Source organism: Pseudomonas fluorescens, assembly GCF_019212185.1.
GTDB lineage: Bacteria > Pseudomonadota > Gammaproteobacteria > Pseudomonadales > Pseudomonadaceae > Aquipseudomonas.
On record NZ_CP078138.1, the window covers coordinates 5,580,663 to 5,605,664 of the forward strand.

The 25,002-nt window shown below is 59.9% G+C and carries 23 protein-coding genes; 16 read left to right on the plus strand and 7 right to left on the minus strand.

Annotated elements, in window-relative coordinates; translation table 11 throughout:
* The first annotated feature begins 2 nt into the window (after nt 1-2).
* The 11 genes from KW062_RS25070 (at nt 3) to KW062_RS25120 (ending at nt 15,456) form a co-directional block, all read left to right on the plus strand.
* On the plus strand, nt 3-1,439 hold the full coding sequence (locus KW062_RS25070; RefSeq protein WP_027617890.1) for a sigma-54-dependent transcriptional regulator: 1,437 nt from the start codon (nt 3-5) through the stop codon (nt 1,437-1,439).
* A gap of 728 nt (nt 1,440-2,167) precedes the next feature.
* Nucleotides 2,168-3,571, plus strand: a complete 1,404-nt coding sequence (locus KW062_RS25075) for a polynucleotide adenylyltransferase PcnB (protein WP_027617889.1) — start codon at nt 2,168-2,170, stop codon at nt 3,569-3,571.
* Between the two features lie 4 nt (nt 3,572-3,575).
* Nucleotides 3,576-4,061 carry a 2-amino-4-hydroxy-6-hydroxymethyldihydropteridine diphosphokinase gene (gene folK / locus KW062_RS25080; RefSeq protein WP_027617888.1) on the plus strand — a complete coding sequence of 162 codons (486 nt, stop codon included), beginning with the start codon at nt 3,576-3,578 and terminating at the stop codon, nt 4,059-4,061.
* A gap of 272 nt (nt 4,062-4,333) precedes the next feature.
* Nucleotides 4,334-5,134 (plus strand): 3-methyl-2-oxobutanoate hydroxymethyltransferase, encoded by an 801-nt coding sequence (gene panB, locus KW062_RS25085; RefSeq protein WP_105755843.1) that lies wholly within the window; start codon nt 4,334-4,336, stop codon nt 5,132-5,134.
* Complete coding sequence (gene panC / locus KW062_RS25090; RefSeq protein ID WP_027617886.1) at nt 5,131-5,991, plus strand: pantoate--beta-alanine ligase; 861 nt, start codon at nt 5,131-5,133, stop codon at nt 5,989-5,991. The genes panB and panC overlap by 4 nt, the downstream gene beginning before the upstream one ends.
* 138 nt (nt 5,992-6,129) lie before the next feature.
* Nucleotides 6,130-6,510: an aspartate 1-decarboxylase gene (gene panD / locus KW062_RS25095; protein ID WP_003228271.1), complete on the plus strand. Its 381-nt coding sequence runs from the start codon at nt 6,130-6,132 to the stop codon at nt 6,508-6,510.
* Nucleotides 6,511-6,728: 218 nt separating this feature from the next.
* Entirely contained in the window at nt 6,729-8,393 is a 1,665-nt protein-coding gene (gene pgi, locus KW062_RS25100) for a glucose-6-phosphate isomerase (protein ID WP_027617885.1), read from the plus strand.
* An 81-nt stretch (nt 8,394-8,474) separates the two neighbouring features.
* Nucleotides 8,475-10,412 (plus strand): acetate--CoA ligase, encoded by a 1,938-nt coding sequence (gene acs / locus KW062_RS25105; RefSeq protein ID WP_105755844.1) that lies wholly within the window; start codon nt 8,475-8,477, stop codon nt 10,410-10,412.
* Between the two features lie 53 nt (nt 10,413-10,465).
* Nucleotides 10,466-11,338: an oxygenase MpaB family protein gene (locus KW062_RS25110; protein WP_027617883.1), complete on the plus strand. Its 873-nt coding sequence runs from the start codon at nt 10,466-10,468 to the stop codon at nt 11,336-11,338.
* A 55-nt stretch (nt 11,339-11,393) separates the two neighbouring features.
* Complete coding sequence (locus KW062_RS25115; protein ID WP_027617882.1) at nt 11,394-12,410, plus strand: class I SAM-dependent rRNA methyltransferase; 1,017 nt, start codon at nt 11,394-11,396, stop codon at nt 12,408-12,410.
* Between the two features lie 94 nt (nt 12,411-12,504).
* Entirely contained in the window at nt 12,505-15,456 is a 2,952-nt protein-coding gene (locus KW062_RS25120) for a DUF748 domain-containing protein (RefSeq protein ID WP_105755845.1), read from the plus strand.
* 159 nt (nt 15,457-15,615) lie between these two features.
* Here KW062_RS25120 and KW062_RS25125 read toward each other — a convergent pair whose 3' ends face one another.
* Together KW062_RS25125 and KW062_RS25130 are read right to left on the minus strand one after the other, a co-directional pair.
* Nucleotides 15,616-15,972 (minus strand): BON domain-containing protein, encoded by a 357-nt coding sequence (locus tag KW062_RS25125; RefSeq protein WP_027617880.1) that lies wholly within the window; start codon nt 15,970-15,972, stop codon nt 15,616-15,618.
* Between the two features lie 245 nt (nt 15,973-16,217).
* Nucleotides 16,218-16,634, minus strand: coding sequence for a pilin (locus KW062_RS25130; protein ID WP_027617879.1), 417 nt, complete (start codon nt 16,632-16,634; stop codon nt 16,218-16,220).
* 225 nt (nt 16,635-16,859) lie between these two features.
* On the opposite strand from KW062_RS25130, the gene KW062_RS25135 reads away from it, so the two are divergent.
* From KW062_RS25135 to yacG, 4 genes are read left to right on the plus strand one after another with little or no spacing between them, the layout of a single operon-like run.
* Entirely contained in the window at nt 16,860-18,077 is a 1,218-nt protein-coding gene (locus KW062_RS25135; protein WP_105755846.1) for a type II secretion system F family protein, read from the plus strand.
* Nucleotides 18,078-18,079: 2 nt separating this feature from the next.
* Nucleotides 18,080-18,952 (plus strand): prepilin peptidase, encoded by an 873-nt coding sequence (locus tag KW062_RS25140; RefSeq protein ID WP_105755847.1) that lies wholly within the window; start codon nt 18,080-18,082, stop codon nt 18,950-18,952.
* Nucleotides 18,949-19,572 carry a dephospho-CoA kinase gene (coaE, locus tag KW062_RS25145; protein ID WP_105755848.1) on the plus strand — a complete coding sequence of 208 codons (624 nt, stop codon included), beginning with the start codon at nt 18,949-18,951 and terminating at the stop codon, nt 19,570-19,572. Before KW062_RS25140 ends, coaE begins: the two co-directional genes overlap by 4 nt.
* Entirely contained in the window at nt 19,569-19,769 is a 201-nt protein-coding gene (gene yacG / locus KW062_RS25150) for a DNA gyrase inhibitor YacG (RefSeq protein WP_105755849.1), read from the plus strand. The genes coaE and yacG overlap by 4 nt, the downstream gene beginning before the upstream one ends.
* On the opposite strand, the gene KW062_RS25155 is transcribed toward yacG, so the two are convergent.
* The 3 genes from KW062_RS25155 to KW062_RS25165 all read right to left on the minus strand — a co-directional run bounded on the left by KW062_RS25155 (nt 19,766) and on the right by KW062_RS25165 (nt 21,755).
* On the minus strand, nt 19,766-19,981 hold the full coding sequence (locus tag KW062_RS25155; protein WP_105755850.1) for a hypothetical protein: 216 nt from the start codon (nt 19,979-19,981) through the stop codon (nt 19,766-19,768). The genes yacG and KW062_RS25155 overlap by 4 nt on opposite strands.
* 64 nt (nt 19,982-20,045) lie before the next feature.
* Nucleotides 20,046-20,732, minus strand: a complete 687-nt coding sequence (locus tag KW062_RS25160; protein WP_105755851.1) for an energy-coupling factor ABC transporter permease — start codon at nt 20,730-20,732, stop codon at nt 20,046-20,048.
* A gap of 90 nt (nt 20,733-20,822) precedes the next feature.
* Complete coding sequence (locus tag KW062_RS25165; RefSeq protein ID WP_027617872.1) at nt 20,823-21,755, minus strand: LysR family transcriptional regulator; 933 nt, start codon at nt 21,753-21,755, stop codon at nt 20,823-20,825.
* Nucleotides 21,756-21,878: 123 nt separating this feature from the next.
* Between KW062_RS25165 and KW062_RS25170 the strand changes: the two genes are divergently transcribed.
* Nucleotides 21,879-22,118, plus strand: coding sequence for a DUF2790 domain-containing protein (locus tag KW062_RS25170; protein WP_105755852.1), 240 nt, complete (start codon nt 21,879-21,881; stop codon nt 22,116-22,118).
* A 79-nt stretch (nt 22,119-22,197) separates the two neighbouring features.
* Here the strand turns inward: KW062_RS25170 and KW062_RS25175 are convergent, their stop codons facing one another.
* Together KW062_RS25175 and KW062_RS25180 are read right to left on the minus strand one after the other, a co-directional pair.
* Complete coding sequence (locus KW062_RS25175) at nt 22,198-23,409, minus strand: benzoate/H(+) symporter BenE family transporter (protein ID WP_027617870.1); 1,212 nt, start codon at nt 23,407-23,409, stop codon at nt 22,198-22,200.
* A gap of 3 nt (nt 23,410-23,412) precedes the next feature.
* Nucleotides 23,413-24,756, minus strand: a complete 1,344-nt coding sequence (locus tag KW062_RS25180) for an aromatic acid/H+ symport family MFS transporter (protein ID WP_105755853.1) — start codon at nt 24,754-24,756, stop codon at nt 23,413-23,415.
* Between the last annotated feature and the right edge of the window lie 246 nt (nt 24,757-25,002).

Genomic DNA, 25,002 nt, shown 5'->3' on the forward strand with positions numbered 1-25,002 from the left:
CAATGCCGCACATTTTGATCGTCGAAGACGAAACCATTATCCGCTCCGCCTTGCGCCGCCTGCTGGAACGCAACCAGTACCAGGTCAGCGAAGCCGGTTCAGTGCAGGAAGCACAAGAACGCTTCAGCATTCCAACGTTCGACCTGATTGTCAGTGACCTGCGCCTGCCCGGCGCACCGGGAACCGAACTGATCAAGCTGAGCCAGGGCACGCCGGTGCTGATCATGACCAGCTATGCCAGCCTGCGCTCGGCGGTCGACTCGATGAAAATGGGCGCGGTGGACTACATCGCCAAACCCTTTGACCACGACGAAATGCTCCAGGCCGTTGCGCGAATCCTGCGCGACCGACAAACGGCGCAAAGCGTGGCCAGCGAACGTCCCGCCGGCAAGGCGAGCAATGGCAGTGACAAACCAGGGGTCGATAACAGCAATGGCGAAATCGGCATCATCGGCTCTTGCCCGCCGATGCAGGACCTGTACGGCAAAATTCGTAAAGTCGCGCCCACCGACTCCAATGTGCTGGTGCAGGGCGAGTCCGGCACCGGTAAAGAGCTGGTAGCCCGCGCGCTGCATAATCTGTCGCGACGCGCCAAGGCGCCGATGATTTCGGTGAACTGTGCGGCGATCCCGGAAAGTCTGATCGAGTCGGAGCTGTTCGGCCACGAAAAAGGCGCATTTACCGGCGCCAGTGCTGGCCGCGCCGGACTGGTGGAAGCGGCGGATGGAGGCACGCTGTTCCTTGACGAAATTGGCGAGCTGCCACTCGAGGCCCAGGCCCGACTGCTGCGCGTACTCCAGGAAGGCGAAATCCGTCGCGTGGGTTCGGTGCAGTCGCAAAAGGTCGACGTGCGCCTGATCGCTGCGACCCACCGTGACTTGAAGAGCCTGGCAAAAATCGGCCAGTTCCGTGAAGACTTGTATTATCGCCTGCACGTGATCGCCCTCAAGCTTCCAGCCTTGCGTGAGCGCGGCGCGGACGTCAACGAGATCGCCAACGCCTTCCTCGCTCGTCAGAGCGCACGAATCAATCGCACCGACCTGAAGTTCGCCCCCGATGCCGAGCAGGCAATCCGTCACTACAGTTGGCCGGGTAACGTGCGCGAACTGGAAAACGCCGTCGAGCGTGCCGTAATTCTCTCCGAGAGCCCGGAAATTTCCGCCGACCTGCTGGGTATCGACATCGAACTCAGTGACCTGGAAGAAGACGAATTCATCGGCCTGGCCCCGCAACAGGGCAGCACCAGCAATGCCAGCCACGAACCGACCGAAGACCTTTCCCTGGAAGACTACTTCCAGCATTTCGTCCTCGAACATCAGGATCACATGACCGAAACCGAGCTTGCCCGCAAGCTGGGCGTCAGTCGCAAGTGCCTATGGGAACGCCGTCAGCGTCTGGGCATTCCTCGGCGAAAGACCGGGGTTACGAGCGAAAGCTGAACGTTACCTGCCAAATGTGTGGGTAACAGCTGAAATGGTGAAAAAACTGTTACCGCAGTTTTTTTCCGTAACAAAAGCCGGGGTTTACGGTAACGAAACCCCGGCTTTTTTTTGCCCTAAAAAAGCCGCCCACCCCGCCTAACCCCCTGTTTTACTGGGGATCGAAAAAGTTGGCACGGCTTCTGCTATGTGTTTGGTACAAGAACAATAACAAGCAACGTACAAGACAATAAAAATAAGACGAATCGACTCACGCACAATAAAAACAAGACGGCGAGAGGCGCAGCTAACTGATTCTTTTGGAGAAGCGTTGTATTTGGGGCTTGCCCCGCGACCAGGCCGAGAACAACAAAAACTGCCCTAAGGCAGCGCCTGAACTGGTTGGATCGAGAGATCATTGCAACACAGCGATCAAAGCAATCCGTTTGCTCTTGGCTCCCGATTGGGAGGGTCATGAAGGGAAAACCTCGTGACATGGGCGTTACACAAAAACAAGAAGCCCGAAACCATAATAAAAATAGAGCACGCAACTACTTCTGGGGGAGCTTCGGCTCCCCTTGTAGTTTCTGCGGTTTACCTACAATTCCGGTCTCCCCCCTCCGCTCAAAGCTCGAAACCTGGCGCTTGCAGCTTGCTCCTACACCATCCCTCGACTAAATGCTAGAATCCCCGCCCATCATGCGGTCATTCTTCGTTTTGGCCGAACATTCCTTCAAACAGTGCATCCCATGCTGAAGAAGCTGTTCCAGTCATTCCGTTCTCCCGCGCGTCGTACGCAACACATTCGCAGCACGCCTGAAGTGCTCAACAGCGGCCAACATTCGCTGCAGCGGGCCCAGTTCAGCCGTTATGCGGTCAACATCGTCGAACGCCTGCAGAACGCCGGTTACCAGGCCTACCTGGTCGGCGGATGCGTGCGCGACATGTTGCTCAACATCACGCCCAAGGATTTCGACGTAGCCACCAGCGCCACGCCGGAACAGGTTCGCGCCGAGTTTCGCAATGCGCGAATCATTGGCCGACGCTTTAAATTGGTCCACATCCATTTTGGTCGCGAAATCATCGAAGTCGCGACCTTCCGTGCCAATCACCCGCAAAACGACGAAGAGGAAGACAGCAACCAGTCCTCGCGTAACGAAAGCGGGCGTATTCTGCGCGACAACGTCTACGGCACCCTGGAAGAGGACGCGCAACGCCGCGACTTCACCATTAATGCGTTGTATTACGATCCGGTCAGCGAACGCATTCTCGATTACGCCAATGGCGTGCACGACATCCGCAATCACCTGATCCGCCTGATTGGCGATCCGACCCAGCGTTACCAGGAAGACCCGGTGCGGATGCTGCGTGCCGTGCGTTTCGCTGCCAAGCTGAACTTCGGCATCGAAAAGCACACCGCCGCGCCGATCCGCGACCTGGCGCCCATGTTGCGGGAAATTCCTGCCGCTCGTCTGTTCGAAGAAGTGTTGAAGCTGTTCCTTTCCGGGCATGCCGCCGACACTTTCGAAATGCTGGTCGACTTGCAACTGTTCGATCCGCTGTTCCCGGCCAGCGCCGAAGCACTGGAACACAACCCGACCTACACCCACACCCTGATCAGCGAAGCACTGATCAACACCGACCTGCGGATCAAGCAGAACAAGCCGGTGACCCCGGCGTTCCTGTTCGCCGCCCTGCTGTGGCCGGCGCTGCCAGCCCGGGTTTTGCGTTTGCAGGATCGTGGCATGCCACCGATCCCAGCCATGCAGGAAGCCGCTCACGAGTTGATCGCCGAACAGTGCCAACGAATCGCCATTCCCAAGCGCTTCACCATGCCGATCCGCGAGATCTGGGACATGCAGGAGCGCCTGCCGCGCCGCAGCGGCAAACGCGCCGACCTGTTGCTGGACAACCCGCGCTTCCGTGCCGGCTACGACTTCCTGCTGCTGCGTGAAAGCGCTGGCGAACAGACTGATGGCCTGGGCGAGTGGTGGACCGACTATCAGGACGCCAACGACAGCGAACGCCGCGACATGATTCGCGACCTCAGCGGCAAGGAAGACGGTGCTGGCGGCGGGCCACGCAAACGTCGTCGTACCAGTGGCGCCAAACGTAAACGTGCCGCCGGGGCACCGAGCGCGTCGGGCGAATAAGTTCATGGAACGTATCTACATCGGCATGGGCAGCAACCTGGCAGCCCCCGCTGAGCAACTGCGCAACGCCGTCGGCGCGTTGGCGCAGTTGCCTCGCACCACCCTGATCGGCGTCTCGGCGTTCTACCAGAGCGACTCCCTGCTGCCGGGCCAGCCCCGCTACACCAACGCCGTTGCAGCCCTGGACAGCGCTCTGGCGCCGCTGGAGTTGCTCGACGCGCTGCAGGCCATTGAAAACGACCAGGGCCGCGAACGCCTTGAGCGCTGGGGTCCACGCACGCTGGACCTGGATATCCTGCTGTTCGGCGACCAACTCATCGATGAACCTCGCCTCAAGGTCCCGCATTACCACATGCAGGAACGCGCGTTCGTGCTCTACCCCCTGGCCGAACTGGCCCCTGCGGAACTGCAACTGGCTGACGGGCGACTGTTACGCGACCTGCTGAACGCATGCCCGTTCGTCGGGTTGGAACGCTTGCCAGCGGTTTAAAAGGGCCCGGCCACCGAGGCCGTGGTCCCCTTCGCCCTGCTGAATCGCATCAGTAACGCCGGTAACACCTTCGCTGTCACCTGGCGGTAACACATCCAATTGACTTCCCGAGTTCTCCTCACGACTATAGGCGTCCCGCTGCCGCCAACACGGCACCAAAGGGCGCAATCCAGGCTTTTCAAGCACGACAAAAGAACGTGCGCCTGAGTAAATGAAGAATCACGCGCGTTACTCGCAGTAGTTTTCCAAGCGCCTGAACGAGGAACCATTTCATGCCAGCTATTACTCTCACCACCCTGCAGACCCTCAAGCAGAAAGGTGAAAAAATCACCATGCTGACCTGCTACGACGCCACTTTTGCCCACGCCTGCAATGAGGCCGGTGTTGAAGTGTTACTGGTGGGCGATTCCCTGGGCATGGTGCTGCAAGGTCATGACAGTACCCTGCCGGTCACCACCGCCGAGATGGCGTATCACGTCGCCTGCGTCAAACGCGGTAACAGCGACGCCCTGATCCTCGCCGACCTGCCATTCATGGCCAATGCCACCGTCGAACAAACCCTGATCAACAGCGCGACCCTGATGCAGGCAGGCGCACACATGGTCAAGGTTGAAGGCGCACTGTGGCTGGCCGAGTCGATTCGCCTGCTGGCCGAACGCGGCGTGCCGGTCTGCGCCCACATGGGCCTGACGCCTCAGGCGGTGAATATTCTGGGCGGCTACAAAGTTCAGGGCCGCAATGAAAACCAGGCACGCCAGATGCGCGCCGATGCTATCGCCCTGGAGCAGGCCGGCGCCGCAATGTTGCTGCTCGAGTGCGTTCCGAGCGAACTGGCCCATGAAATCACCCAGGCAGTAAAGATCCCGGTGATTGGTATCGGTGCCGGTAATGCCACCGACGGCCAGGTGCTGGTCCTGCACGATATGCTCGGTCTGTCCCTGACCGGTCGCGCCCCCAAGTTCGTGAAGAACTTCATGGCTGGCCAGGAAAGCGTGCAAGCGGCTTTGAGCGCTTATGTCAGCGAAGTCAAAGCGGTGACCTTCCCGGGTGCTGAACACGGATTTTCCGCATGAACACCGTAAAGACCGTACGCGAACTGCGCGCAGCGGTAGCCCGCGCCCGCAGCGAAGGCAAGCGCATCGGCTTCGTGCCGACCATGGGCAACCTGCACAGCGGCCATATGGCCCTGGTGACCAAGGCCGCCCAACGGGTGGACTTCGTGGTCGCGAGTATTTTCGTCAATCCGCTGCAGTTTGGCGCCGGCGAAGACCTGGACAAGTACCCTCGGACCCTGGCGGCGGATCAGGAAAAACTCCTGCAAGCCGGTTGCCACTTGCTGTTCGCACCGAGTGCCGAGGAGATGTATCCCGATGGCATGGCCGGCCAGACCCGCGTCAGCGTTCCGCACTTGTCCGAAGGCCTGTGCGGCGCCAGTCGCCCTGGGCACTTCGAAGGCGTGGCGACCGTGGTCAGCAAGCTGTTCAATATGGTTCAGCCTGATCTGGCCGTGTTCGGCCAGAAAGACTTCCAGCAATTGGCCGTCATCCGCGCCCTGGTGCATGACCTGAACATGCCGATCCAGATCATCGGTGAACCGACTGTGCGCGCCGCCGATGGCCTCGCCTTGTCGTCACGCAATGGCTTCCTCGATGAAGAACAACGGGCGGTTGCGCCAGTGGTGTATCGCACCCTGAGCAACATTGCCGAGTCCATCCGCCAGGGATCACGCGACTTCCCTTCGCTGATCAACGAGCAGTTGCAACTTCTGGAAGGCGCGGGCCTGCGCCCTGACTATCTGGAAGTGCGCCACGCACGGACCCTGCGCCCGGCAACCGCGCAGGATCGTGATCTGGTGATTCTGGTGGCCGCGTTCCTCGGTACTACGCGGTTGATCGACAACCTGCACCTGAATCTCGACACCTCGGCCTGATCAGCTCCGGCTCCATGGGGGAGCCTCGCTCCCCCTTGAAGTTTGCCGCCCTCAATCGATCGCACCTGCGCCATATTGCCGCCTCCCTGACCTTCGGGCACACTGCCCGCCGCTCGATTTCGACCAGGGAAAACACTCATGCACGCCATCATGCTCAAAGCCAAGCTGCACCGCGCCGAAGTCACTCACGCCGTGCTCGACTATGAAGGCTCCTGCGCCATCGACGGCGAATGGCTGGACTTGTCCGGGATCCGTGAATACGAACAGATCCAGATTTATAACGTCGACAACGGCGAGCGCTTCACCACCTATGCCATTCGTGGCGAAGAAGGCTCGCGCATGATCTCGGTCAACGGAGCCGCCGCCCACAAGGCCAAGGTTGGTGACCGCGTGATCATTTGTGCCTACGCGCACTACAGCGAAGCCGAGTTGCTCAACTTCAAACCCCGCATGCTGTACATGGCACCGGGTAACGAGCTGAGCCATACCAGCAACGCCATTCCGGTGCAGGTCGCCTGATCCCACCCTGACTCTTCCGTTCGTCGGGCTATTTCTAACTTCAACGTTAAAAAAGAGCCGGAAACGGGTCAGACAAAGTCAAGACAGATCATTGCGCGGGGTTTACTGTATTCGCCCTGCGCAATGAAAGTGTGTCGGCGCAGCAGACCGGAATGCCCACCATGGCGCTCCGGGATTTTTGTGTTCAAAAGGCCGTTCAAGTAAGGAAACCCGCAGCGATGGCGTACTACCGCACCCCTCAAGACGTTACCGCTCTGCCAGCCTGGCAGGCGCTGAATGATCACCGCCAAGCCATGCAGGATTTCAGCATGCGCGAAGCGTTCAATGCCGACCCGCAGCGTTTCAACCAATTCACCCTAAGCAGCTGTGGTCTGTTCCTGGACTATTCGAAAAACCTGATCAGCGCTGAAACTCGCAACCTGCTGGTGGGCCTGGCGAATGAAGTCGGGCTGAAGGATGCAATCAAGGCGCTGTTCAGCGGCGAAATCGTCAACGCCTCCGAAGGCCGCCCGGCCCTGCATACCGCCCTGCGCCGCCCGGTGGGCGACAAGCTGCAGGTTAATGGCGTCAACGTGATGCCGGACGTGCACAAAGTGTTGAACCAGATCACTGACCTGGTCGGCCGCATCCATGACGGCCTGTGGCGTGGCTACACCGAAAAACCTATTACCGATGTGGTGAACATCGGCATCGGCGGTTCGTTCCTCGGCCCTGAACTGGTTTCCGAAGCGCTGCTGTCCTACGCCCAGAAGGGCGTGCGCTGCCATTACCTGGCGAACATCGATGGCAGTGAGTTCCACGAGCTGACCATGAAACTGCGCGCCGAGACCACACTGTTCATCGTCTCGTCGAAATCCTTCAACACCCTGGAAACCCTGAAGAATGCCCAGGCCGCTCGCGCCTGGTACCTGGCCCAGGGTGGCTCGGAAGCGGAGCTGTATCGCCACTTCATTGCGGTGTCGAGCAACAATGCCGCGGCAGTTGCCTTCGGTATCCGCGAAGAGAACATTTTCCCGATGTGGGACTGGGTCGGCGGCCGCTACTCACTGTGGTCAGCCATCGGCCTGCCAATTGCCCTGGCCATCGGCATGTCCAACTTCAAGGAACTGCTGTCGGGTGCCTACACCATGGACCAGCACTTCCAGAGCGCCCCTTTCGAGCAGAACATGCCGGTGCTGCTGGCCCTTCTCGGCGTGTGGTACGGCAACTTCTGGGGCGCGCAAAGTCACGCGATCCTGCCGTACGACCATTACCTGCGTAACATCACCAAGCACTTGCAACAACTGGACATGGAATCCAACGGCAAGAGCGTGCGCCAGGACGGTACCCCAGTGTCCACCGACACCGGTCCGGTGATCTGGGGTGGCGTGGGTTGCAACGGCCAGCATGCGTATCACCAACTGCTGCACCAGGGCACCCAACTGATCCCGGCCGATTTTATCGTGCCGATCGTCAGCTTCAATCCGGTTTCCGACCACCACCAGTGGCTGTACGCCAACTGCCTGTCACAAAGCCAGGCGCTGATGCTGGGCAAAACCCTCAGCGAAGCAGAGACCGAACTGCGCGACAAGGGCATGTCGGAAGAGCAGGTGCAGAAGCTGGCGGCGCACAAAGTGATTCCGGGCAACCGTCCGAGCAACACCCTGGTCGTCGAACGCATCAGCCCGCGTCGCCTCGGCGCACTGGTTGCGCTGTACGAACACAAAGTCTTCGTGCAGAGCGTGGTCTGGGGCATCAACGCCTTCGACCAGTGGGGCGTGGAGTTGGGCAAGGAACTGGGCAAAGGCGTCTACAATCGCCTTGTCGGCAGCGAAGAAGCACCGGCCGACGACGCATCCACCCAGGGCCTGATCAACTACTTCCGCGGGCGTCACCGCGGTTGATTTGACGGTAGTCCTGTAGCGAGTTTCAGGAGCTGGCGATGGCGCCAGCTCCTGCAACCACCCTGCTAACCAGGAGCCGTCATGTTCGATATCAGCACATTCCCCAAAGCCGACGCCGTACGCCGGGCCGCACAACTGAGCCAGGACGACTATCGGCGTCTGTACCGCGAATCCATCGAACACCCCAGTCAGTTCTGGGCCGAACAGGCCAATCGTTTCATAGACTTCAGTACCCCCTGGCAAACCGTCCAGCGCTACAACCTGAAGACCGGCGAAGCCAGTTGGTTCTCCGGCGCAAAGCTCAACGTCAGCTACAACTGCATCGACCGCCACCTCCCGCAACGCGCAACCCAGACCGCAATCATCTGGGAAGGCGACGATCCCGCCGACTCACTGCCTATCACTTATCAACAGTTGCATGATCACGTCTGCCGCCTGGCCAACGTGCTGAAAAGCCGTGGGGTGAAAAAAGGCGACCGGGTCTGCATCTACATGCCGATGATTGCCGAAGCCGCCTACGCCATGCTGGCCTGCTCGCGCATTGGCGCCGTGCATTCGGTGGTGTTTGGCGGGTTTTCCCCGGATTCCCTGCGCGACCGCATCCTCGATGCCGATTGCCGCACCGTGATCACCGCCGATGAAGGGGTACGCGGCGGCAAAAAAATCCCGCTCAAGCATAACGTCGACCAGGCACTGCTCAGTTGCCCTGCGGTCAGCACCGTTCTGGTCGTCCAGCGCACCCAGGCCGAGATCAACCGGGTCGAGGGCCGCGACCTCTGTTATCACCAGGCCACTGCGGCAGCCAGTGCCCAGTGTCCGCCAGAGCCGATGGACGCCGAAGACCCGCTGTTTATCCTCTACACCTCCGGCAGCACCGGCAAACCCAAGGGCGTGTTGCACACCACTGCGGGCTACTTGCTGCAGGCGGCGATGACGTTCAAGTACGTGCTCGACTACCGTGACGGTGAAGTGTTCTGGTGCACCGCCGACGTCGGCTGGGTCACCGGTCACAGCTATATCGTCTACGGTCCCCTGGCCAACGGCGCCACCACGCTGATCTTCGAAGGCGTGCCTAACTACCCCAGCAGTTCACGCTTCTGGCAAGTAATCGACAAGCATCAGGTCAACATCTTCTACACCGCCCCGACTGCATTACGCGCATTGATGCGTGAAGGCGCCGCGCCCTTGCAGAACAGTTCACGCAGCAGCCTGCGGCTATTGGGCAGTGTCGGCGAGCCGATCAATCCGGAAGCCTGGGAGTGGTATTTCAATGTGGTGGGCGAGCAGCGCTGCCCCATCGTCGATACCTGGTGGCAAACCGAAACCGGCGGCATCATGATCAGCCCGTTGGTCAGCGCGCAACGGATCAAGCCCGGCTGCGCGACCCGGCCCATGTTCGGCGTGCAACCGGTGCTGCTCGATGAACAAGGCAAGGAAATCAGCGGACCGGGCAGCGGCGTACTGGCGATCAAAGCCAGTTGGCCGGCGCAGATCCGCACGGTCTACGGTGATCCGCAACGGATGGTCGACACCTACTTCAAACTCTACCCTGGGTATTATTTCACCGGAGACGGTGCACGCCGCGACGAGGATGGTGATTACTGGATAACCGGGCGCATCGACGACGTGATGAATGTTTCCGGGCACCGCATCGGAACTGCCGAGGTCGAAAGCGCACTGGTGCTGCATGACAGCATCGCCGAGGCCGCCGTGGTCGGTTACCCCCACGACGTCAAGGGCCAGGGTATCTATGCCTTCGTCACCCCCATGAATGGCGTCGAGCCCGATGAGCCCCTGAAGCAACAATTGCTGGCACTGGTCAGTAAGGAAATCGGCAGCTTCGCCAAGCCGGATTTAATCCAGTGGACGCCAGCCTTGCCGAAAACCCGCTCAGGCAAGATCATGCGACGCATTCTGCGCAAGATTGCCTGTAATGAGCTGGACAGCCTCGGCGATACCTCGACCCTGGCTGATCCCAGCGTGGTCGAGGATCTGATCGACAAGCGCCTGAACCTGTAAACCGGCGCGGCCAGACACCGCGCCATGACGCCTGTTGTCGCTATCGAGTTGTCATGGAATTCATTCGTACCCGCATAGAAACCCAGATCATGAGCCTGACCGGCCTGTCCCTGGGCAAGCTCGATCTGGAAAACCCCAAGGGCGATCCCGGGCTGTTCGGCCCCGACTCGATCAGTTGGCAAGTCCATGGCGATTTCAGCAGCATGTTAATCGGCGGCATCAGCGCCCTGATGCTGCAAGCCCTGCACCCGCTGGCGCTGGCCGGGGTCTGGGATCATTCGAACTTTCGCCAGGACATGCTTGGACGCCTGCGCCGCACCGGACAATTCATTTCCGGCACCACCTTCGGCTCACGCCAGGATGCCGACTGGCTGATCGAAAAAGTCCGCACTATCCATCTGCAGGTGGTCGGCACCGCACCCGACGGCCGCACCTACGCCGCCAGCGACCCGGACTTGCTGACCTGGGTCCATGTGGCCGAAGTCAGCAGCTTTCTGGCGGCCCATCTGCGCTACCGCAACCCGCACCTCGCGCCCAGCGACCAGGACCGTTACTACGCGGAGATCGCCCTGATCGCCGAACGCCTGGGCGCCCGCGAAGTGCCTCGCTCGCGCCAGGAAATTGCTGATTACCTTGAGCGAATTCGCCCACAACTGCTGTGTGACGAACGTAGTCGCGAGGTGCTGCGCCTGCTGCTGAATGCACCCGCTCCCAGTCGCCTGGCCAAACCTTTTGGCAGCTTGATGATGCAGGCCGGTATCGACCTGCTGCCCGACTGGGCCAGTGCCATGCTTGACGTCAGCCAGAGCGCGTTGCAACGCCAACTGATACGCGCCAGCGTCAGGCGCAGCACTCCGATGCTGCGCTGGGCGGTGCGCAATGGTTCGGTGCAGCGGGCCAGGCGCCGGATGGGTTTGTTGAAATGAATCTGTGCGCAATCCTGTTAAACTCGCGCGCCAAATTCCCAGCAAGGCGCGCACCATGTCTTCCTTGAACCAGGCGCTGCGCGCCGCACTCGATCATCGCCAGGACCTGCTTGCCGAGCTGCACCAGCAGGGCACCGACTGCTATCGCCTGTTTCATGGCAGCCAGGAAGGTGCCGGCGGCCTGACCGTCGACCGTTACGGCCCGCAATTGCTGGTACAGAGCTTCCACCAGACGCTGCAGCGCGAAGACCTGCTGGCGCTGCACGCCAGCATCAATCAACACCTGCAACTGGACACTTTACTGGTCTACAACGACCGTTCCCGGGGCAACTCGCGCATCGACCGTGAAGACAGCGTGTACCGCGCTGATGATGCCGCGCTCGCCGATCTGGTGGGCCATGAGTGGGGCCTGAACTACCGGGTCCGCGGCCGCCACGCCGGGCAGGATCCGCTGTTGTTCCTCGACCTGCGCAACGCCCGTGGCTGGGTCAAGGCGCACAGCAAGAACAAGAGCGTGCTCAACCTGTTTGCCTACACCTGTGGCGTCGGCCTCAGTGCCGCGGCCGGTGGCGCGCGGGAAGTGTGCAATCTGGACTTTGCCGAGGGTAACCTGGCAGTCGGCCGGGAAAATGGCCAGCTCAATCCGCAGTTGCCGGAAATGCAATTCGTGCAGTCCGACTACTTCCCGGCCATTCGCCAATTGGCCGGCCTGCCCATCAGCCAGCGCCGCGGGCAAAAGCTGCCGAGCTATCCACGTCTGGAGCAGCGTCAGTACGACCTGGTCCTGCTCGACCCGCCCGCCTGGGCAAAGAGTGCATTTGGCACCGTCGACCTGCTGCGCGACTACCAAAGCCTGTTGAAACCGGCCCTGCTGAGTACCGCCGAGAATGGCGTGCTGATCTGCTGCAACAACCTGGCGAAAGTCAGCATGGATGACTGGCGCGAGCAGGTGCTGCGCTGCGCGGAGAAAGCCGGTCGCCCGGTACGCGAGTGGCAAGCGCTGCCTCCTGCCGTTGATTTCCCCTCGATGGACCAGCAGCCACCGCTGAAAACCCTGATTTTGCAGCTCTAAGGCTTGTAGGAAGATTCCGAACAATCCTGATTGAGGTCATTGCTTCGGAACCAGAATCGCGTGCCATACTCCAAGGCACTTCCGATTCAGATAGATGAAGCCGCACATGTCCAAAGGATTGATTCGCGCCGTCGGCGCCTTGTTGACTGCTCTCGCCCTGTACAGCTTGCTGGGTTTTCTGATTTTGCCGGGCATCGCCCTGCGGATCGCCAATCAACAATTGGTCAATTACGCGGCGGTGCCGGCGAGCATCCAGCGCATCGAGCTCAATCCCTTCAGCCTGGAACTCACGGTGTGGGGCCTGAATATCGGCGAACCAGGCAAGGAGCACGTCGCTTTCGAGCGTCTCTATGCCGACCTGCAGATCGACAGCCTGTGGACCCACGCCCTGCACCTGGCCGATGTGCAACTGGACAAGCCGAAAACCGAGATCCTCTTCAGCAAGGACGGCAGCCTCAATCTCACTCAACTGTTCAAGCTACCCGCCAGCGAACCCGCTCCCGCCGATCCGCAGGCCAAGCCGTTCCCGCTACGCATCGATCGCATCAACCTGGCCGGCGGCAACCTGCATTTTCAGGATTTGCGTCCCAGCGAGCCCATCGAATTTCTATACGACAAGCTCAACTTCGAGCTGAAAAACCTCAGCACCCTGCCCGACGACAACGCCGAAATGAACCTGGTGGCCATCGGTCCCAACGGCGGTCAGATCGATTGGAGCGGTAAAGTCAGCCTGTTGCCCATTACCTCGGAAGGCACCCTGAAGGTCACCGAAGGCAAGATGAAAGCCTTTTGGCCCTACGTCCGCGACGCGGTGCCATTGGTGCTTGAAGACGGCACCGTCAGCCTCAGCACTGACTACAAACTGAATCTGAGCAAGGAAACCGAGCTGCTGCTGAACAACACCTCGGTGAGTATCGCGCCTTTTGCCATCAAGGCCCCGGATGGCCGGCCGCTGGCTCGCCTGGAGCGCCTGGACGTCAGCGAGACCACACTCGACCTGGCCAAGCAACAAGTGATTGTTGGCAAGATCCGCAGCCAGAAACTTGAAACCTGGGCCGCCCGCGAAGCAGATGGTCAGCTCGACTGGCAAAAACTCTTCGCCAGCCAACCGGCCAAGCCAGCCGCCAAAAAGGAAACAGCCACGGCACCGGCGGCCGCCGACTCACCCAAGCCTGAGCCCGCTGCCCCGAGCAAACCCTGGCAAGTGCTGCTCAAGGACGTCGAACTGCGCAATTACCAGGTGCACCTGGCTGACCGCCAGGTAAAACCGGCCGTGGCCCTGGAACTCGGACCGCTGAACCTGGACCTGAAAAACTTCGACAGCCTCAACGGTTCGCCTTTCAGCCTCAAGCTCGACAGCGGCCTGGGCAAGCAGGGCAAGATCCTCGCCGAGGGCGAGGTCAACCTGGCACCGGTCAGCGCCAAACTCAACGTGCAGACCCGCGATATCGATCTGCGGGTGGCCCAGTCGTACATCAGTCCGTTCATTCTCCTGGAGCTGCGCTCCGGCATGCTCGGCAGCGACCTGGCCGTGAACCTGAAAAGCACCGAACCGCTGGCGTTCACCGTCACCGGCAAGGCCCAGGTCGATCAGTTGCACACGCTCGACACACTGAAGTCCCGAGATCTTCTCAAGTGGCAGAAGGTCATGGTCGAAGGACTGAATTATCAGCATGGCGACAGCCTGTCGATTGACCGGATAAACCTGCAACAGCCCTACCTGCGCTTCATGATCAACGATGACCGCACCACCAACATTGATGATTTGCTGATCCCGCAACCTGCCGATTCCGCCAGCAAGACAACCGCAACAACGCAACCGGCGGCTGGTAAAGACAAGCCATTGGGCATTCATATTGGCGCGATTGCGATCAACGACGGCTCGGCGAACTTCGCCGACTTCAGCCTGACGCCAAACTTCGCCACCGCCATCCAGCAACTCAACGGCCAGATCGGCACCATCGACAGTCGCCAGCAAAAACCCGCCAGCGTTGACGTCAAGGGTAAGGTCGACCGTTACGCTCCCGTGACCATCAAGGGCAGCGTCAATCCATTCGACCCGATGGCTGCGCTGGACATCGCCACCAGCTTCAAGCGGGTCGAATTGACGACCCTGACCCCCTATTCCGGCAAGTTCGCCGGCTATCGGATCCGCAAAGGCCGGCTCAATCTCGATCTGCACTACCTGATCACCAAAGGCCAGCTCAAGGCTGAAAACAAGGTGGTGGTGGAGCAACTTGAGCTGGGTGAGAAAGTCGACAGCCCGGACGCCGTCAGCCTGCCGCTGAAGCTTGCGGTGGCCTTGCTCAAGGATGTGGATGGCAAGATCTCCATTGAATTGCCGGTCACGGGTGATCTCAACAACCCGCAATTCAGTGTGATGCCAATCGTCTGGCAAACCTTGCGCAACCTGATCGTCAAGGCAGCGGCAGCGCCGTTCAAACTGATCGGTGGCCTGATTGCAGGTGGCGGCTCGGAAGATCTCGGCACCGTGGCCTTCGCCCCCGGTTCCAGTGACTTGAGCAAGGATGCGGAAGGCGCGCTGGTCAAGCTGGCGAATGCCCTCAAGGAACGCCCTGCCCTGCGCCTGGAAATCGAAGGCACCGCCGCACAAAGCAGCGACGGCCCGCTGATTGCCGAGCAGCGCCTGGAACGTGAATACCAGTACAACTACTACAAGATCCTCCAACGGCGCGGCGACAAGGTCCCGGCCCAGGCCTCGTTACTGGAAGTCCCGGAAAGCGAGAAAACCCCGCTACTTGAAGGCATCTACCGCACGCGCCTGAAAGCCCAGCCGCCGGCTGAATGGAAGGACCTGGGCAAGGAGGAACGGGCGGCAAAAATGCGTGAAGGCGTGATCAAATTCTGGGCGTCCAGTGACGTATTGTTGCGCCAATTGGGTCAGGACCGCGCCAGCAGTATCAAGGACTACCTGGTGGACAAAGGCCAACTGGCCGATGATCGTGTGTACTTCATCGACGCCAACCTCGGCCAGGCCGAAAGCGATGGCAAGGTCATCACGCCGATGCACCTGGACGCCGAATAAACTTTCCCGACCGCACAATAGAACGGGCCCCGACACTGTTGTCGGGGCCCGTGATGCCACATCCCTGTGGCCAGTTGCGTGAACTCTGGAGTTGCAGCAGACGGATAACCTGGCTCGCCTGCCGCCTCTTCTCCCAGTCCAGGCAAAAAGCCTTGCCGATTATTCGGCTTTCAGACCGTCAGCCGATACGGCTTTGACGCCCTTGATTTTTTTCGCGATTGCCACAGCGGTGGCTTTCTGCGAATCGGTCACAGCCGTGGTGGACGACAGCGATACCACCCCTTTGTTGGTTTCAACTTTGATGTCGGTGCCTGGAATGCCTTTTTCGGTGACCAGATCAGCTTTGACTTTGGTGGTGATCCAGGTATCGGAGGTGGCTTCCTTGGCTTCGGTCATTTCACCGGCAGCCAACACCATAGGCGACTGAGTGGTTTGCGAGGTCTGTGCAAAAGCCGCGTTAGCCATAGTCAGGGTCAGAGCGGTAGCAGTTGCAGCAGCGATAGCGAGCTTCTTCATACGGGTAACTCCTGTTTTTCAGAAAAACTGCTGTGTGTCATCTCAGCAGGGTTATCCCTAATGTTGCGAAGGCTGTGCCAACTTTCGAAAATTCAATAAATCCTTATAAATCATAAACTTATAAAGTTATGAAAAAAACCGGATCATGCAATTTGCATGACCCGGCCATTCTCGACTTGCAAGTTGCGGCTTTCAGACAAGGCCTAACGCCATGAAATGCCGCAAGTTTCTCTCAGTTACGGGATTCAGCTTTCGCTCGCGGTACAGCCTTTGGGCGAGAGCTCAACTGCGACCGAGGTTGCACAGTTCCATCCACCGCTTTCAGTACGTGACAGGGTGATGGTTTTGTTCAGGACCGGGCCGGGCGCATTGAGCAGTGTACAGCCAATATTGCCCACACCTGCCGCCGCCGTCCCGGTCGCTGTCAACGCGCAATGGCTGGTGGTCGGCTGCGCTCCGAGGCGTACCAGGGTCGGGTCGTCACCTTGATTGATGATGTCTTCGAACGGCACTTTCAGCGCAGCAATCTCGGCCAGGCCGGCCGTGACCTTGGCCCGGGCCTGATACTTGGAATACAGCGGCAGTGCGACAGTTGCCAGAATTCCGATGATCGCCACGACGATCAGCAACTCGATCAGGGTGAATCCCTTTTGTCTTTGCATGACTCCTGCTCCTTGGATGAGGCGAAGCAAATGCTCCGCGCACTGCTCAGCACAGCCCATGCCAAGACCGGCAGGCCTTGCTGACGAAGGCTTCGGGCAATTGGCCCTGTTCACGGAGGGCCTGATAAAGCGTACAAACCGACATTTTTTGTCACCGCAACAGCACCCACTGCCCTCGTTCCCTTGGATAGGCTTGCGCACCCTCAGCCAATCAAGGATTGATTCATGGCGCGCAAATCAATTAAGGCCTGCGTCTACAGATGGGAAGGCGTAGACACCACAGGTGCCTCGGTCAGCGGCGAATTGAGCGGACAAACCCCTGCCCTGATCAAGGCCCGCTTACGCCAGCAAGGCATAACACCCCGAACAGTACGAAAAAAAACCACGCCGCTGTTTCACCTGCGCGATCGGATCGAGGCTCACGACATCACACTTTTCACCCGCCAACTGGCGACCATGATTAAGGCCGGCGTGCCCTTGCTGCAGGCATTCGCGATCATTGGCGAAGGTTTCGCCAACCCACATATGCGCAGTCTGGTGCAATCTCTGAAGCAGGATGTGTCCGGGGGCAGCAGTTTCGCTGCGTCGTTACGCCGACAACCGCGATACTTCGACGAGCTGTACTGCAACCTGATCGACGCCGGCGAGCAGGCAGGCGCCCTGGATAGCCTTTTGGAGCGAGTGGCGATTCACCGCGAGCGCCAGGAACATCTCAAGGCGCGGATCAGCAAAGCCATTACCTACCCATTGGCCGTGGTGGTGGTAGCGATCCTGGTCACTGGCATTTTGCTGGTCAATGTGGTGCCGCAGTTCGAGTCAATGTTTGCCGGATTCGACGCTGAACTTCCCGGGTTCACCCTGCTGGTGATCGGTCTTTCCGAGTTCATGCAGCGCTGGTACTGGCTACTGTTGGGTGGATTGTGCGGCGCCCTGCTGACGGGGCGCTTTATCTACCGCCGCTCACCTGCACTAAGCGACTGGCTGCAGGCACAATGCTTGAAGCTGCCGCTGATTGGTGGCCTGCTGCAGAAATCGGCCGTCACCCGCTATGCTCGCACCCTGTCGATCACGTTCGCCGCGGGCGTGCCGCTGCTGGAGGCGCTGATCGCGGTCGCTGGCGCCACCGGTAACGTCGTGTACAAACGCGCCGTGCTGCGCATTCGTCAGGAGGTTGCCACGGGCATGCAACTCCACGCGGCAATGCGAGCCAGCGGGGTGTTTCCGCACATGGCCGTACAAATGACCGCCATCGGTGAAGAATCCGGTGCATTGGACGATATGCTCGAGAAAGTCGCGAGCTACTATGAAACGCAGGTCGACACGCGGGTTGATCAACTCACCAGTCTGCTGGAGCCGCTGATCATGGTCATACTCGGCGTGATGGTGGGTGGCCTGGTGGTCGCCCTGTACCTGCCCATTTTCCAACTTGGCTCAGCGATCTGAACATGCCCTTGAGTGAATTCCTGACTGTCTACCCGCTGGCCTTTATCATTTTTGCCCTGGTCCTTGGACTGGTGATTGGCAGCTTTCTTAATGTGCTGGTCTGGCGTCTGCCGAAAATGCTCGAGCGCGACTGGCGCCAGCAGGCCCTTGAAGTACTGGGCCTTCCCGGGGATGCAGCAGGCCCCATCTACAACCTGATGCTGCCCCAGTCCCATTGCCCGCACTGCGCGCATCCACTGCGTGCCCGGGACAACATTCCGCTGCTCAGTTATCTGTGCCTGCGCGGTCGCTGTGCACACTGTCGAGCGCCAATCAGCGCACGTTATCCGCTGGTCGAACTGGCCTGCTGCCTGGTGTCCGGATTCGTCGCCTGGCACTTCGGCTTTGGCTGGCAGGCTGGCGCCATGCTGCTGTTGAGCTGGGGCTTGTTGGCGTTGTGCTTGATCGATGCCGATCACCAACTGCTGCCGGACGTGCTGGTCCTGCCACTGCTATGGCTGGGATTGATCATCAACGCGGGCGAGCTTTTCGTGCCCCTCCCGGACGCCCTATGGGGCGCCGTTGCGGGTTACCTGAGCCTGTGGACGGTGTACTGGCTGTTCAAGTTGCTCACCGGCAAGGAAGGTATCGGCCACGGTGATTTCAAGCTCCTGGCGCTGCTGGGGGCCTGGGGCGGTTGGCAGATCCTGCCCTTGACGATCCTGCTGGCGTCGCTGGTGGGTGCGGTGCTCGGGCTGATCTGGCTAAGGCTGAACAAGGTGAATGCGGCAACGCCGATCCCGTTTGGCCCCTATCTGGCAATTGCCGGCTGGATTGCTCTGCTCTGGGGTGGTCAAATAACCGACTTCTATTGGCATTTTGTCGGCTTGAAATGAATACCCCTGTGGAAAAACCCTGGATTCTTGGCCTCACCGGCGGTATCGGTAGTGGCAAAAGCGCGGCAGCGCAGCACTTCATCAACCTCGGCATCCATGCGGTCGACGCCGATCACGCCGCACGCTGGGTCGTCGAGCCCGGGCGCCCGGCGCTGGCGCAGATTGCCGAACATTTCGGCGCCCAGGTATTGCAGGCAAACGGACAGTTGGATCGGGCGGCGCTGCGCCAATTGATCTTCGAGATCCCCGACGAGCGTCGCTGGCTGGAAAAACTCCTGCACCCTTTGATCGCCGAGGAAATCGCCGCCCACCTGGCCCGCGCGCAGTCGCCCTACGCCATTCTGGTGTCGCCCTTGCTCATCGAGTCCGGGCAGCATGCGATAACTCAACGGGTACTGGTAATCGATGCCCCGCAGCAGTTACAGATCGAACGTACCCTGCAGCGCGACCAGACCAGCGAGCAGCAGGTTCAGGCGATTCTCAAGGTCCAGGCCAGTCGCGAAGAACGTATCCGTCATGCCGACGATGTGCTGGTCAACGACCGTGACCTCGCCTGGCTGCATAGCGAAGTCGAACGTCTTCATCACTTTTACCTAACTTTGCGTGGAGGCCAGTCATGAGCCAACCCCTGACCGTCGAATGCCCAACCTGCGGCGCACCTGTCGAATGGACGGCCAACAACATCAATCGGCCCTTTTGCTCCGACCGCTGCAAGCTCATCGATCTCGGGGCCTGGGCTGCGGAGGAGCACAAGATCCCGGTCAGCCCGGATGCCGAGGACGACCTCTTCAGCGACGACCTCGAACCCCGCCACTAAGGGCGCATGAACGGATAATCCTCAGCGTCATCGAGGTTCTCGGCGAGAAACTGTAGCTCGTCGGCCAAGTCCTCGACACTGCGCACCGCCTTGCTCTGCTGCACCACGGCACTGAGCAAGGCGCGCAGGCTCAACCCCGGCTCGAACCCGGCACCCTCAGCCGCCGCCAGGCTGTCGCTCACCTCTTGTCGCGCCCACTGATAAACGCTCATGCCGATGCTCCCCACGGTTTTTTCGGAGCATAGGTTTGGCTGCCGTGGCAGCCCTTGATCAGGATCAAGCCTTGTCATCATCCTTCCACGGCGCCGACAGGTATCGCGTGCGGTTAAAGGTTTCCAGCCATTCAGGACAGAACACCACCAGCGCGCTGATGACCATGCCGTTGATAAAGGCCTCGGGGAAGATGATCAGCCACAGATAACCGACAAAATCCTCCAGCCATTCCGGCATGGCGAAACGTTCGTCGAGCCACAACAGCCCCAGCCCCACCAGCAGGCACAACAGGGCCGACAGGGCTGCGGCAAAGAAGCCTGAACAGAAGATATAAACGAACGGGTTTCGCGGCTGAGCGCGCTCGACCAGGATCGCACAGCCCTCGGTGACCAGCACCGGCAGGACAATCAGCAATGCGCCATTGACGCCCATCGCCGCCAGGTCCTGGCGCCCCAGCAGCACCAGGCCGATTTGCGCCACCAGGCCACCGACCAGCGCCAATGGCCAGTCCAGCAGTAAGGTAACGGCCGTCATGCCAATGAAGTGATAGGACACTCCGGTATCGAAGTCGCGGCGCACCAGCCACAGCATGAACAGGGCAAACACGGTGCCGAACAGCAGGTGCTGGCGCCGACTGTCACTGAACAACTCGACCCATGGCGCGCGGATCATGGCCCAAAGCAGCACCGGCACGTAGATCAGCCAACCGACCACCAGGGTTTCCGTCGACAGCAACTGGGCAGTGATCATGCTTCAGCCAACTGGACTGCAGTGCAAACGTTCACATCGGACTCCTTGCCACCCCTCAGAGCACCTGAGTCTACACCCGCCTTGTGCCCCTCAGGCCCAATGCCGGGAATCCTCCATGACCGCTTCATGTTCGGCGAACAATTTGGGCAGCTCGATCTTCAGAAAATCCACCCAGGTGCGCACCTTGGCATCGAGGAAATGCCGAGACGGGTACAGGGCGTAGACATTGCGTTCGCGCGCACGACAATTCGGCAGCAGGCGCACCAGGGTGCCGTCACTCAAGGGGCGCGTCGCGGTATAGAACGGCAGCAGGCTGATGCCCATGCCCGCCTCGGAGGCCTTGACCATCGACTCGGCGACGTTGCACTGGAAGGTGCGGGTCGGGCTGATGGTGTACTCGTCGTGTCCGTCCTGCAGTTGCCATTGATCGCTGTACAACGGATCGACCATACGCAAGCAGCGATGCTCATTTAGTGCCGACGGGTGCTGGGGGATTCCGTGGCGTTCCAGGTAGGCCGGTGCAGCGCAAGGCACGCTGTAGATCTGCCCGAGGGTTTGCGCAACCCGCTGCGAATCCTCCAGTTCGTAAGCGATGGAAATCACCACATCGTGCCCTTCCTCCAGCGGATCAGGATTACGCTGCGACAGGGTCAGCTCGAACACCACGTCCGGGTAACGCTCGCAATAGCGGGCAATCAACGGCGTGATCAGCACACCAAGGCCATTCATGCTGTGCACCCGCAGGCGCCCGCTGGGCTTTTGATGGGCGCCGCGAGCTTCCTCTGTCGCTTCTTGCATATCCTCGAGTATTTGCCGGCTGCGCTGCAGGAAGCGCTCACCGGCCTCAGTCAGACTGAGCCGGCGGGTGGTGCGCTGTAACAGCCGCGCTTGCAGATGTTGCTCCAGATCCGCGACCAGGCGCGAGACTTGTGCAGTGGATAAGTCGAGCGCATCGGCGGCGGCAGTGAAGCTGGCGCAATCCACCACGCGGACGAACACCCGCATGCTGTTGAGTAAATCCACGGCCCCTCCCAGGGTTAAGACTGTTACGTTTCCTGTAAGACTGCATCAGGCTTTCGCCTCTTTATCGGCGGCTGGCGACGATCGAAAATGACTCCATCGAATTCAATTCAGGAGCACATCACGATGAAAGCCTTGCTCAGCCTGTTCCTCACGGTGGTCGCCACTTCGGCCCTGGCCGCCGGTAATGAACCCGCCACCACGCCCTATGATCCGGCACAGCCGCTGGACATTGCCCGGGTGATCTCCATCAGCGATACCTCCAACGCCTGCGGCGTAGTGCCCTCCACCATGGTATACGTCGACCCTCAAGGCCAGACCCACCGGGTAACTTATCAGGTCATGGGCACCTGCAGCGGCGCATGACAGGGTCCAGGTGTCGCTGAGCCCATGTCAACGTTGTTACCTTCAACGTAACGCAGGGTTCCGGTCGGAAACGTTGCGCTTAGCGAGCTGGCTTTTTGTCGACGCGCCCTTGGACTTCAGGCTCCGCACGCCGCACACCCAGCAGGAAGTGCGTGAGCATGCCGAAAATCAGCCCCCAGAATGCCGCAGACAAGCCAAACAGCGACATGCCCGAGGCGGTGGCCAGAAAGGTCACCAACGCCGCCTCGCGGTCGTTCGGCACCGCCATGGCGCCGGCCAGTGCGCCGGCAATCGCAGCGAACAAGGCCAAACCGGCCAGTGCCGCGATCAGCTCTTTGGGAAAGGCGGAGAACAGCGAAACCAGAGTCGCGCCGAAGATCCCCAGTAGCAGATAACACAGCCCTCCTACGACACCGGCCACATAGCGCTTGCGCGGATCCTCGTGAGCCTCGCGTCCCGTGCAGATGGCCGCGGTAATCGCCGCCAGGTTCAGACCGTGACAGCCAAACGGTGCAAGCAAGGCCGAGCCCAACGCACTGCTGGCAATGATCGGACTGGCCGGAGTCGAATAGCCGCTGGCACGCAACACCGCCATGCCCGGCACGAATTGTCCGGTCAGCGCCACCATCACCAAGGGCAAGGCGATGTTCAGGGTTGCACTCAAGCTGAACTGTGGGGTGATCCAGACCGGCGTGGCGAAACCGATCACCAAGGCATCGCGGTGCAAGTCACCGCTGATAAAGGCAATCGAACAGCCCACCAGCAGCACCATCAACACCGCATAGCGCGGCAGCATCCGCTTGCACAGCAGGTAGGTGGCAAACATCGCCAGCACCAGCAAAGGCTTGCCTTGCAGCGAGACAAACAAACCGGTGCCGAAGCTGAACAGAATCCCCGCCAACATGGCCGCGGCAATCGCCCCGGGCAGTTTGCTGATGATCCGGTCGAAGGCGCCTGAAATCCCGATCAGCAGGATAATCAGGCTACTGACCAGATACGCCCCCACCGCCTCTGGCATCGAGATGCCTGGCAAGAGTGCCACCAGCAAAGCCGAACCCGGCGCCGACCAGGCAATGATCACCGGCACCCGATAACGCAGGCTCAAGCCGATTCCCAGCAGCGCGCTGCCAATGGAAATCGCCCAGACCCAGGATGAGAGCACTTCCCGAGACAGATGCGCGGCGTTTGCCGCCTGGAAAATAATCACCAGCGGACCGGCATAGGAAATCACCGTGGCGATAAATCCGGCGACCGCTGCCGACAGGGAAAAGTCTCGCAATAGCGCTCTCATGGTTCAGGCACCGCTCGCTGATAGGTTGGCTGTCATGCCTTGGGCAGAACGCCGGCTGCTGATGGCAAATACCGTCATCGCCAGCGCCGCGACTGCTCCCGGCAAGGCAAATGCCATGAAGTTGAGGGGTAGCGGCAAATTGATGCCCAACAAGGCGCCCCCCAACAATGGACCGACAATCGCCCCGTTGCGCCCGATTCCCGACGCCCAGCCCAGACCGGTGGAACGAATGGTCATTGAATAGAACTGCGCGGCGCAGGCATACAGGAGGATTTGTGAACCAATGGTGGTCGCACCGGCAATGGCAATCAACAGGTACAACAGCGGCATCGGGCTGTTGAAGCCCAGCAGGGTAATTGAGACCGCAGCTACCGCGAAAAACACCGCCAGCACCCGTGGCAGATTGAGTTTGTCACCGAGCACACCGCCACCCACCGCGCCGAAGATCGCTCCAAAATTCAGCACCAGCAGAAACGACAGACTTGAACCAAGGCTGTATCCGGCATTGGCCATCAGTTTCGGCAACCAGGAACTCAGGGCGTAGACCATCAACAGGCAGCAGAAAAACGCCAGCCAGAGCATCAGCGTGCGCAGCGCCCGGCCCTCACGGAACAGTTGCAGGACCGGGGTCCCGTTGCCCTTCACTTCATTCATTTGCAGCTCGTCATTGGCTTGCACGACGCAGGACGGATCAATCCGTTGCAGCACCTTGCGCGCTTCTTCAGTACGGCCTTGGCGCAACATAAAGCCTACCGATTCCGGCAGGAAGTACATGATCAGGGGCAACAGCAACAACGGCAGGATCGCCACGTAAAACACCGACTGCCAGCCGAAACTGGGGATCAGCACGATGCCGAGCCCGGCCGACAGCATACCGCCCACCGAATAGCCGCTGAACATGATTGCCACCAACGTACTGCGGATTTTTTTTGGCGCGTACTCGTTCATCAGTGCCACTACGTTGGGCATGACGCCGCCAATGCCTAGCCCGGCGATAAAGCGACAGATGCCAAACTCGGTGGGGTTGCGCGCGAAGCCGTTGAGCACGGTAAAGCCACTGAACAGGATGACGCACAGGGTGATAGCTTTCTTGCGCCCGATGCGGTCCGACAGAGGGCCGAAAAACAGCGCCCCGAACATCATCCCGAACAGGGCATAACTGCCCAGCGCACCGGCCTGCAACGGGCTTAGCCCCCACTCTTTCATCAGCATCGGCAGCACCACGCCATAGATGACCAGGTCATAGCCATCGAAGATGATGATCAGGGCACACCAGAACAGCACCATCCAGTGAAAACGATTAAAACGAGCGTTATCGATAACCTCATGTACGTCGATCGTGCGCATGGCAGCTGTCTCTTGTTGTTGTTTTTTTAAGAGCGTCGGTTGCACGGCAAGCGTGCGTGATGTCGAGGGTAGAGCCACCGAAAGCTGCGCAATATCCGCTTTGCGCAGATCGTTATCCGTTTAATGCAAAGCCGTCACGCATAGAAACCGGGGAATGGCAACTAGCAGAACTGATAGCACGCTGGTCAGAAACTTCGTCCAACCGCGCTGAAAGCGACTAGAACTCCTCATTGACTGAAGGAGCAG